The sequence below is a fragment of the Sphingobium scionense genome (genome assembly GCF_014197035.1).
Classification (GTDB): Bacteria; Pseudomonadota; Alphaproteobacteria; order Sphingomonadales; family Sphingomonadaceae; genus Sphingobium; species Sphingobium scionense.
This window is the reverse complement of the sequence record NZ_JACIEU010000063.1, coordinates 1-10,283: the sequence shown is the minus strand read 5'-3', so window position 1 is coordinate 10,283 and position 10,283 is coordinate 1. Positions and strand designations below refer to the sequence as shown.

Genomic DNA, 10,283 nt, shown 5'->3' with positions numbered 1-10,283 from the left:
CCACCCCAAAGCCGCTTTACCCATAGACCAGCGCGTGGGGCCCGCGGGTTCCTGCACTGGAGGCTTTCGTACGCAAGCGCCCGAAACCCTTCACAGCCCCGGCCATAACCGGACTGACCGCTCGTAGTCGCGAGACGTTTCCAATTGAGCGGCTTGGATAGGCGCATGTTGCCCAATCGCGGGACGGAATGGAATTGATGAAATCCAGCAGAAGCGCCGCATTCAGGTGCGCGCCGCCAACCTCCTAAGTTAATGGACACCTGCCGCTAAAAAGCGTGCGGCCAGCTAGAGGCCAAATGCGCCTGCCATCCGTAGGCTCGCGGGTACTTAATGGCGCGAAGAGAACGCATTTCCGGCCGCGTCACGGAAGAGAGTTTTGTAGGCCGTCGAGGCGCTCCGTAACGCGGACATCCGCTCGACTTTTTCGTTCCGATGGCACGCTGCTTCCACTGTTCTTTTCAACGTCGGCGAGCACGCCTGACGATCTTGAATGAACTGTTGGAGTGCGATGCTATCGACCATCCGCGCCCATACGTCGACAACCGGCTCGTCCTCGTTTCGCACCGTTGGGTCACAGTCTGCATCGAGCATCGCGGCGCAGATTGCGATAAGGCAACGACGCATTGAGGGGCTGGCAAGCGCGAGCGGCATTTCACAGGAAGGCTCGTTGGGGCAAACGTTATCGAGCGTGAGCACAGGCGCCGCAAACCGATGTAGGAGTCTATCACGCAGTCTCCAGCGCCTGTGGGCCCTTGCGAACAGTAGACAGATTCTGGCGGATTCTTCGAGCAGCTGACCGGCTGAAGCGTCGTTGAAGCGAAATTGATCTGGGACCTTTCCCCTAAGCGCACCCCTCAGCGCGGCTTCAAAGGCTACGATATTGATCCAGATGGGCTGCGCTGCTGGCTCAAGCTCGAGCGCCCTGGGGTGCGCCCGTTCGAGGCCCCGACGGCAGCGAATACAGCACAATCTTGGCGGCCCCTGCGATGACCGCTTAATCGCCCAATGACTACTCCCGCAAGACACGCATCGATCGACGAGTGGCCAGTGGTGCCGGAAACAGAAGCCCCACGCAGCCATGGCCCAGTCCGCACGGATATAGGCGGGGCGGCCAGCGGCATAGTCCTCGGCAAGGCAACGACTGCACCAGCTCAACCGGAGGGTAAGAGCGGGCGCGAAATCTCGGCTAGGATCATCGGATGGAACGTGGTGCCAGGCTACAAAATCCGGGGTGATCCTCGGATACCGATAGCAAAGACCGAGTTCGGCGACACTGTTTTCCGTGAAGCCCTCGCTTGCGGCAAGCTCAGCGATCATCGATTTTTTTGGGTTTACATCGGGATGCCGCCAATGGCCTGCGCGATTTCGATAGGCGCGCAGCAAAGGCTCACCCGGAGCCCGCTGATCGCATCGCACGCGCGCCAGCCATGAACTGAGAAGTTCATCCGCGAATGGCTCCACGAAACTCATACGGTCGCCCGGCCGATTGTCCTTCGCTTGCCTGCCGACGTAAACATGGAGACGAGAGGAAGCGTCACGTCGTTGGCCTCGAAGCTTGCGGCATCAAGCATCTCGCGGCCATCGCGGATAGCCGTGACAGCGGCTGCCTCGATGAGCCGGAATATTCGGCCCGTCACACCCTGGGTGAGGGCCAGCACGCGTTGCCGCGCTTCGACGGTGTCGAGCATCGATGGGCGTCTCAGGGGCAGCAGGCCCGAGAAGCTCGCAAGCAGCTGGCGCAGGGCATGATCGTTGCGCCATGGCATCAATTCGAACGCCCCAAACCGGTCGGCAAGGTTCGGATCCATCAGGACCGCCATCCGCGCGTCCTCGGTCCCTGCGCAAACAATTGGAATTTTCAGATCGTTGGTCAAAAAGCGGATAGTATTGAGGAACACCCGCTGCTGGCGAGGAGTGCCGGCGAGCATCTTGTCGATTTCATCCAGGACGAGCACCTTGGTTTCGACTTCGGCAAGCAGTTGCCTGGCTTCCGCTCGCATCGATCGCACGGACAGTCGGCTAAGGTCGACGCAATTTAGCGCGGTCAGCACCTCGGTGTAAAATTGCTCCTCACTCGGCTCTGGCGGTATCTGCGCGAGCAACACCGGCATCTTGCTGAGCCCGGTCCTGATATCGAACTGAGGAGCGTGAAGTTTCGAGAAGCGGCTGACAATTTCGGTCTTGCCCATCCCGGTGGCGCCAAACAGTAACAGGCAGGGCATTCGCCCTCGCGGCGGATAGATTACCAGGTCTTCAAGGTGGCGGAGCGCGGCCTCAGCCTGTGGCAACGATATCCAGCGGTCGCGGCGTAGCCAGTCGATCCGGGCCTCATCGGTCAATTCGGCATACTCGCGATAAGCCGGGAAGATATGGCTGTAGAGCACGTTCATGACTGCTCCTCGATCGCGAGTGGTACAACCGGCCCGTCGAGATTTGGCGGTGTCAGCTGCGCGTTGGCCTCTTGGTGCTGGACAAAGGCCGCAGGCGGTTCGCCGCGGATGAGCGCATCGACGATGCGTTGGGTTGATCGTCGAGCTCCGCGCGTCTTCTCTACGGCCCTAAGCACAATCCTGCGCTGCGTGCTCACCATCTCGAAAAGCATCTGCTCATCGACGGCGGTTCGCCCGCGCTCTCGAAGCGCTCTCAGGGCTTGGTCGTGCTCGAACTTGGTAATTGCAGGACGCCGCTTATCGCGAAGAGGAACTGTGACATGCTCGCCGCCGGGCAGTTCGAGATAGACGGCCGAGAGGTTGAGCGGATTGTATTTGATCGGGAATTTATGAACGCTGTTCGCGACCAGCGTGGCCAAAGCGCCATGCCAGTAGAAAACGTGGAAGAGTTTGATGCCCTCGCGCCGGACCCGGCGCATCTCGAACGGGAGGAAGTCGAGCAGAAAACGTTCTTCATCGGCCGGCAGGCGCAGGGCTGCAACGCGCTTACCTTGATCGTCCTGCCACGCTGTCATCGGGGGGACGCCAAGTGAGCTGTGAATGGTGCGATGATAGATTCCCACCTGGAGGGCGAACCATCGCTCGAATTCCTTGAGGGTCATGCAGGCTTTGCCCTCAGCGTCGTAGTCTCCCTTGTCCTGGATGTTGGAGAACGTAGTACCCGGAAGAAGGTGAACTTCGCCGATGGCGGTGCCGATCATGCGCTCGATGTGCCCGCCAAAGTGCGGAGTGCGCGGTGGACGGTAGTGAAGCTCGATCCCAAATTGCTGGCAGCCCCGAGTCAGCGCGCGTGAGTGAAATTCCGAGGCATTGTCGAGATGGAGGATGTCTGGCAGGCCGAAGACAGGCCATGCGAAGGTGAGCTCTCGATCGGCCAGCCAATCATTCTTGGGCAGTACTGCATGACGGATCGCCATGCCGACCGAAATCGCGGAAGGTCGTTCCAGTGAAATGTAGAAGCCGGGTATCACCCGCGTCGCTACGTCGATCTGCAGCGTCAGCGTTGGCCGCCCGACCGGTCTCCTGAGATACTCATCGACGATGATGATATCGACCAGCGTGTGGTCCATCTGTACGACCTGAAGAGGGTACTGCGCCTCGTATGAGCTGACGACGGGTCGGAAGCGGTCTGCTGCGGCTTTGGTCCCATCACGGGCGCCTGTCAGGCGTGTCCGTTCCACGGCGTTGACCCGCAGGACAACAGTTTGCCGTGCTGGAGGTCGCAGATTCTGCTCCAGGCACGAAAAGCGAATTTGACGGACCAGTTGTGCGATGGTGGGCTTTGGACGGCTGAGATAAAATTGCTCTATTTTGGCATCGATCAGGCGTTCCACCTCGCAAGGGAGGCGAGAGCGCCCTTTGGGAAATCCATCGTGCTGGTCGACCAACGAACTGGTCACTGGGTTTTCCCGGTATCTCGCGAGCAGTTCGTAAATTCGGGACCGGTTGAGGCTCAGCTTCAGGCCGGCCTCAGCAATCGCTTTGCGTCCGAGCCGGGGCTCTGCCGTAAGCGCACGAATGATAGGCTCGCGCTCACAAGCTTTGCGCCATTCTGTATGATCAACCGTCGTGAGGGCAGTGCCTGTTTCGGCCATGACCTATCCCCGATTTTCGCCAGGGACTCGTGTTGCCGGGTCCGGTCGTTTTGTAGCAGAATCGCGCTGTCAGGTCGAACGTCCGGAGGTATTCTTGTACATGATCCACGCAACTCGGCCGTTTTCTCGTCCGCCCGTATTCTTTAAGTGACAGGTGGGCTACAGCGGTGGGTATGGAGGCCAGCGCACCAGACAAGCAGGAAAGCCCTGAAATCGGCGATTTCGACACCGCTGCTGCGGTGACGGCCACCCTAACGCCGGCGGCCATGCCTGAGCTTGCCTGGACGGCGACCCAAATGCGCACCGAGACCCGCATCGTCATCAACGCAGAACTGATCGCCGCTTACCAGGCCGCCAGCTCGCCGCATTCGATCCGCGCGCTGAAATCCGATCTCGAGTCGTTCGACCTTTGGTGTCGGCGCATGAAGCGGGTTGCGTTGCCGGCCACGCCCGAGATCGTCGCCGACTATCTCGACGCGCGGGCAGGGCAGGGGGCCAAGCCCGCCTCGCTTGGCCGCTACAAGGCGTCGATCGCCAAGATCCATCAGCTGCTTGATCTCAAGGATCCCACCCAGGCTGATCTCGTGAAGCTGCGGCTACGCGCGATCCGGCGCGAGAAGGGCACCGCGCAGGCTCAGGCGCGTCCCTTGCGCTTCAAGGGGCCAGTGCGAGACGTGGAGCGCGACAGTCCTCGCGGACTGAATGTGCGAGCTTTGCTGGAGGCGTGCGCGGGCGATCTGCCAGGCCTGCGGGACCGAGCCCTGTTGTCGGTGGCCTATGACACGGGGCTCCGTGCATCGGAGCTCGTCGCAATCAGCATCAATGACATTCTCGAGGCGCTTGATCCCGAAGCGCGCCTCCTCGCCATCGCGCGAAGCAAAGGCGATCAGGAGGGCGAGGGAGCCACAGCCTATTTGTCGCCCCGCTCTGTGCGGGCTGTCGCGGCGTGGAGAGAGGCCGCTGGGATCGACGCGGGGCCGTTGTTCCGGCGGGTGCAGGTACGGCGCTACAAAGCGCGGGCGGCTGTGAAGGGTCGTTCGATCGACAGCATCTCGGGCCGTGAGACTTGGGATCTGCGCAAGACGCTGTCCAAGCCCGCTGTGAAGGCGCGGGTCGAGTATGACATCGGCGCCGCGGCGCTCCATCCGGGATCGATCGGCCCGATCTGGCGGGCAATCATTCAGCGTGCGTTCGATCGCGGCGCATTGGGCGACCTTACCGCTGACGATCTGGCCCGACTGCTGAAGGGAATAAGCGCTCATTCGACGCGGGTGGGTCTTAATCAGGACCTGTTCGTCGCGGGCGAAGATTTGGCCGGGATCATGGACGCGCTGCGCTGGAAAAGTCCCCGCATGCCGCTCGCCTATAATCGTAATTTAGCGGCCGAAGCAGGAGCGGTTGGTCGCCTGTCTCGCAAGCTGGAATGACTGAGTTTGGGACATTGCCGTCGTTCTGTCGCGACGTGTTCAACGGCAACTTTTTGCCAAAAGGCGACGCTCAATGCTCGCTGGACTGGCCACGCACAGGGGCTGCAATAGGGCTGGCAGCGGACTAGTGGCTTTTGGACAAGAATTTCTGAATGCAGTCGATCAAAGGATCGTCTGTTTGAGGATTCGTGGTAGGGATCTCTGTCATGCCGGTCTATTTCATTCACCAGATCAGCACGGGTGAGCCACGCCTTAAGATAGGGCGTGCCAAGGATATTTGCCGGCGCCGAGACATATTACAGACCGGAAATCCTGAAACTCTCGTTTTGGTCGGCTGGATCAATACAAATGCAGAGAGCGCACTCGAAGCGCAGCTGCACCGGAAATATAGCGCGCGGCGCACCGCCGGAGAGTGGTTTCGGCTCGAGCCCGCGGAGATTCTGGAAGACCTTAAATGGGCTGGCAGCAACGGCTTCGTCGCCCGCAATGCCGATGCCTTCGAGATTGTCGCTCATGACCGCGACGCGCTCCCCGAGCATCTGGGCGTGTGGGAATGGTCGGACCTCGAGCTCGACGAATGCTGTCCCTTCTGCGGCTCGCTATGCGGCATGCATTTCCAGGAGGCCTCGCAAGCCTATTATTGCATCAGCTGTAGGCGGCTCAGCGACTTTGCCGAGCAGGTTCCCGACTTCGACTGCGAGGAAGACTATCTCGCCTGGAAGGCCGACAATCCCGAGCCGTTGCCGACCGGCATGGACCGCTTCGTCATCCTCGGCCCATCGCCCGACTTTCCCGAACATCTGCAGCGCAACCGGCGCCTGCGCTAGCTGCCCCTTGGCGCATCGAGGCCGCGCTTGTGCCTGCAGTCGGTCGCCCCATGGTTCCGGCTACCAGCCGGCGCGGCAAGGCTGGCCGATCGTCTCTCGTTGTTGAACGCGTTGTCATAGCGCCGGAAAGAGGATAGATCGCGATACGACTTGGGGGCAGTCGAGCTAAAGCGCGTCTTCCGAGCGTTGCCGCAACAGACAGCGCGAGTGGAAAACATGGTGTACCAGAGCGATTCGAGTTCGGAACAATGACTAAGGCCACGCATATCGTCGCCTTGCTCCAAAGTCATTTCGACGGGGACGATGAGCATTTCATGACGGTCGCCATGCAGGCGGCCGCTAATGAGGCGCGCCTGGGCCACGGCAAGGTCGCGCAGCAGTTGCGCGACATGGTCGACGAGGCGCGCGCGCGCAAAAAGATCAAAGGCCGCGCGGTGCCGATGGTTCAGCCGCGCGGCGAGCTCGCCAATCTGGTCGCGGCCAAATATGTCGACACCCGGATCTCGAGCATGGTCCTGCCCGACCATCTTCGCGATCGTCTCGAGCGCGTGATCCTCGAACAGCGCCAGGCCTTTCGGCTGCGTCAGCATGGCCTGCAGCCGCGCCGCAAGCTGCTGCTGATTGGTCCTCCGGGCGCGGGCAAGACCATGACCGCAGCCGCCATGGCCGGCGAGCTTAAGCTCCCGCTCTTCTCGGTGCTGCTCGACGGTCTCCTGACCAAGTTCATGGGCGAGACCGCCTCGAAGCTGCGCGCAGTCTTCTCGGCCATGGTCGATACGCGCGGCGTCTATTTCTTCGACGAGTTCGATGCGATCGGCGCGCGGCGCAGCGAGCGCAACGATGTTGGCGAGATCCGCCGCGTGCTCAACTCCTTCCTCCAATTTCTAGAGGAGGACGACAGTGAAGGTCTCATTGTCGCCGCGACGAACCATCCCGAGCTGCTCGACCCGGCCCTGTTCCGCCGGTTCGACGACGTGATCGAATATGCCCTGCCGAGCGCCGATGTGGCCCGCGCCATCCTCGAGGGGCGCTTGTCCACCTTCGACACCGGATCGCTCGAATGGGACCGGGCGACAAAGGAGATCGAGGGCTTGAGCCAAGCCGATCTCTCCAGGATCGCCGACGAGGCAGCCAAGCGCACGCTGCTAGGCGGACGCGAAAGCGTCGAGACCGATGATCTTCTGGCCGCCATCGCGGAGCGCAAGGCGGCGGCGCGTCGGTAACGATGGCAGACGAGGACGCGCGGCCGCACCCGCATATCTATCTCCGGTCCAACGGTGCACGCCAGGGCTACACCGCCCATCAGGGCGGCGGAGATGGCGGTGGCGGTCCGCCGCAGCGCAACCGGGCCGATCACGCCAATGCCTTGACCCAGGCCCTGACCCAGGTCGTGCAGCAGGGCGAGACGATCCTCGCCAATCGCGAAGCCAATGTCGCTGCCGGCACCAAGGGTTTCTACATCGAATTTACGCTGCCTGAAGCCCAGGCCGACATCGTCGACAAGCTGGAGAACCGGCGCGGCAAGTTTCCGATTGAGCTGGTCAATGTCCGCGCCGCCGACGCCGGCCAGGTCTTCGCGACCGTCTTCGTCCCCGAGAAGCAGAAGGACTATTATCTCAAGAAGGTCGCTGCCTACCGCGATGAGGACAGCGTCAAAGAGAAGATCCGCGAAGACGGCACGGTCGAGGAGGTTCGCAAGCCAAAGAACCAGCTGCTCGTCGCATCGATCGAAACGGCCCGCCTCGCGGTCGCGCGGTCATTCTACACCGACCAGCCCGATCTTTTCCCCGCTCCGGGCCAGGCGGCATGGTGGGAAATCTGGCTCCGCAAAGGAACGCGGCCCGCCTTCGACACCGCGGCGCTGGCTCTGGAGCTTGGCGTGCGCGAGCACAGTCTGGAGTTCGCCGAACGCGAGGTCGTGATCGCGCGCAGCACGCCCGAGCAGCTCGGGCGCGTTGTCGCCCACACCGACAGCGTCGCCGAAATCCGCCTCGCACGCGATACGCCGTCCTTCTTCATGGGCATGCATGGCGCGGAACAACGGGCCTGGAGCGCCGATCTCGCCGGACGGCTCGTCCCTTGCGCCGACGACGCCCCGGCGGTCTGCCTACTCGATTCCGGGACGACCATGGGCCACGCCCTCATCGCTCCTTATCTCAACGCTGCGGACCAGCAGGCCTTCGACGCCGGATGGAGTGTCGAGGATTCTAGCAATCAAGTCCATGGCGGGCACGGCACGCAGATGTCCGGGACGGCGCTCTACGGCGACCTCATGGAGGTGCTCGATGGCAATGGCCCGGTGGAGGTTCGCCACCGCCTGGAATCGGTCAAGATCCTGCCCGACCACGGTGCTAACGATCCTGATCTCTACGGCGCCATCACCGCCCAATCGATCGCGCGGGCCGAGATCGTCGCTCCCAACCGCCCGCGTGCCATCTGCCTCGCCATTACGAGCTTTGGCGATCATTGGCGCGGACGCCCCTCCTCCTGGTCGGCCAAGCTCGACGCCATCACCTTCGGGCGCGACGAGGTCCAGCGTTTCATGGCTGTCGCCGCAGGCAATATTGGAGGCCAGATCGTCGCAGCGGACTATCCCACCCGCAACGACACCATGCCGATCGAAAACCCGGCCCAAGCCTGGAATGTGCTGACCGTCGGCGCCTTCACCGAGCGCACCGTCATCACAGATCCCGCCTTTGCCGGATGGAGTGCGCTCGGCCTTGCCGGCGACATCATGCCGCGCAGCCGTACCTCGGTGAGCTGGCACCGCGAATGGCCTTTGAAGCCGGACGTTGTCTTCGAAGGCGGCAATATCGGTCATGACCCTGCCACCGGGAACGGCGATCATGTCGATGATCTTGCCCTGCTCACCACCTATCGCATTACCGCCGAGCGCCCGTTCACGACGACCGGGGACACGAGCGCGGCGACGGCGCTCGCGGCCCGGATGGGCGCGCAGATCCTGGCGGAGAAGCCAGCACTGTGGCCGGAGACCGTGCGCGGCCTCATCGTCCATTCAGCTGAATGGACTCCGGCGATGCGTGCGAACCAAGGCGCGATCGGCAAACCCGCCCTGCTACGCCGTTATGGGTTCGGCGTCCCTTCACTAGCAAGAGCGCTGGGCAGCCTCGACCACGACGTGACGATCGTCGCCGAGGAGATGCTCGTCCCATTCAAGATGAAGAGCGGCAAGGCGGTCACTGACGAACTCGCCGTCCATGCTCTGCCTTGGCCGCGCGAGACGCTGCTGGCGCTCGGCGAAGCGCAGGTCCAACTGCGGATCACACTCAGCTATTTCATCGAACCCAATCCTGGTGAGCGGGGCCTGTCGCGCCGCCATGTCTATGCCAGCCACGGCCTTCGCTTCGACCTCAAACATGCCGACGAACAGCTCGACGTGTTCTTGCGTCGACGCACCTCGGAAGCCGGAGCACGGCCGCCGGCGCGCACCGCGCCGGACACCGGCTGGACCGTCGGTCCCCAGCTGCGCAGCCGCGGCTCGCTTCATGCCGATATCTGGGAAGGCATGGCGACCGAACTCGCCGCCCGCGATGCGATCATCGTCTATCCGACCGGGGGCTGGTGGCGCGAGAACGTCGCCCAGGGACATGTCGGTGAAGCGGTGCGATACAGCCTGATCGCCAGCATTAGGGCCGCTCCAGGAGCGGAGCTATATGCTGAGGTCAAGGCGCAAATCGTCCCCGAAGTTATTATCGAAGCGTAGCGCAGCTATCCGCGTTCGCGTCACCTACGGGCAGCTTTCAGGGTCGATTGGGGAAACTTGAAATGGCCGCATTGATGGCGCCTTCCGGACGGTCCGGTTCGGAGTGTCATACTGGCAAGTTTTGTCAGGAGCCGACGTTCGCGGTGGCTGATCTGACCGACCGGGTTTGTGAAGGGTTTCGGGCGCTTGCGTACGAAAGCCTCCAGTGCAGGAACCCGCGGGCCCCACGCGCTGGTCTATGGGTAAAGCGGCTTTGGGGT

7 protein-coding genes and 1 pseudogene are annotated in these 10,283 nt (G+C 62.2%); 4 read left to right on the top strand and 4 right to left on the bottom strand.

All coding sequences use genetic code 11. From position 1 onward, the window contains the following. Nucleotides 1-327: 327 nt before the first annotated feature. The 4 genes and pseudogenes from GGQ90_RS29575 to GGQ90_RS28315 form a co-directional block, all read right to left on the bottom strand. Nucleotides 328-696 (bottom strand): hypothetical protein, encoded by a 369-nt coding sequence (locus tag GGQ90_RS29575; RefSeq protein WP_226018261.1) that lies wholly within the window; start codon nt 694-696, stop codon nt 328-330. Between the two features lie 354 nt (nt 697-1,050). Beyond that, a pseudogene (locus GGQ90_RS30080) lies at nt 1,051-1,470 on the bottom strand (TniQ family protein); the annotation flags it as partial. Next, the gene (locus tag GGQ90_RS28320; RefSeq protein WP_036526781.1) at nt 1,467-2,390 is read right to left on the bottom strand and encodes a TniB family NTP-binding protein; all 924 of its coding nucleotides are present in this window, start codon (nt 2,388-2,390) and stop codon (nt 1,467-1,469) included. The gene GGQ90_RS28320 and the pseudogene GGQ90_RS30080, both read right to left, overlap by 4 nt. Further along, on the bottom strand, nt 2,387-4,045 hold the full coding sequence (locus tag GGQ90_RS28315) for a Mu transposase C-terminal domain-containing protein (protein ID WP_017503293.1): 1,659 nt from the start codon (nt 4,043-4,045) through the stop codon (nt 2,387-2,389). Before GGQ90_RS28315 ends, GGQ90_RS28320 begins: the two co-directional genes overlap by 4 nt. Before the next feature lie 173 nt (nt 4,046-4,218). On the opposite strand from GGQ90_RS28315, the gene GGQ90_RS28310 reads away from it, so the two are divergent. The 4 genes from GGQ90_RS28310 to GGQ90_RS28295 all read left to right on the top strand — a co-directional run bounded on the left by GGQ90_RS28310 (nt 4,219) and on the right by GGQ90_RS28295 (nt 10,023). Next, nucleotides 4,219-5,472 (top strand): tyrosine-type recombinase/integrase, encoded by a 1,254-nt coding sequence (locus GGQ90_RS28310; protein WP_380766129.1) that lies wholly within the window; start codon nt 4,219-4,221, stop codon nt 5,470-5,472. 206 nt (nt 5,473-5,678) lie between these two features. Further along, entirely contained in the window at nt 5,679-6,299 is a 621-nt protein-coding gene (locus tag GGQ90_RS28305) for a GIY-YIG nuclease family protein (RefSeq protein WP_083199203.1), read from the top strand. Nucleotides 6,300-6,547: 248 nt separating this feature from the next. Further along, complete coding sequence (locus tag GGQ90_RS28300; RefSeq protein WP_188084598.1) at nt 6,548-7,522, top strand: AAA family ATPase; 975 nt, start codon at nt 6,548-6,550, stop codon at nt 7,520-7,522. A 2-nt stretch (nt 7,523-7,524) separates the two neighbouring features. After that, nucleotides 7,525-10,023 (top strand): S8 family peptidase, encoded by a 2,499-nt coding sequence (locus GGQ90_RS28295; protein ID WP_065847560.1) that lies wholly within the window; start codon nt 7,525-7,527, stop codon nt 10,021-10,023. The last annotated feature ends 260 nt before the right edge of the window (nt 10,024-10,283 follow it).

Coding starts and splice junctions, on each gene's coding strand:
- GGQ90_RS28320 (WP_036526781.1), bottom strand. CDS start 2,390: ATGAACGTGCTCTACAGCCATATCTTCCCGGCTTATCGCGAGTATGCC.
- GGQ90_RS28315 (WP_017503293.1), bottom strand. CDS start 4,045: ATGGCCGAAACAGGCACTGCCCTCACGACGGTTGATCATACAGAATGG.
- GGQ90_RS28310 (WP_380766129.1), top strand. CDS start 4,219: ATGGAGGCCAGCGCACCAGACAAGCAGGAAAGCCCTGAAATCGGCGAT.
- GGQ90_RS28305 (WP_083199203.1), top strand. CDS start 5,679: ATGCCGGTCTATTTCATTCACCAGATCAGCACGGGTGAGCCACGCCTT.
- GGQ90_RS28300 (WP_188084598.1), top strand. CDS start 6,548: ATGACTAAGGCCACGCATATCGTCGCCTTGCTCCAAAGTCATTTCGAC.
- GGQ90_RS28295 (WP_065847560.1), top strand. CDS start 7,525: ATGGCAGACGAGGACGCGCGGCCGCACCCGCATATCTATCTCCGGTCC.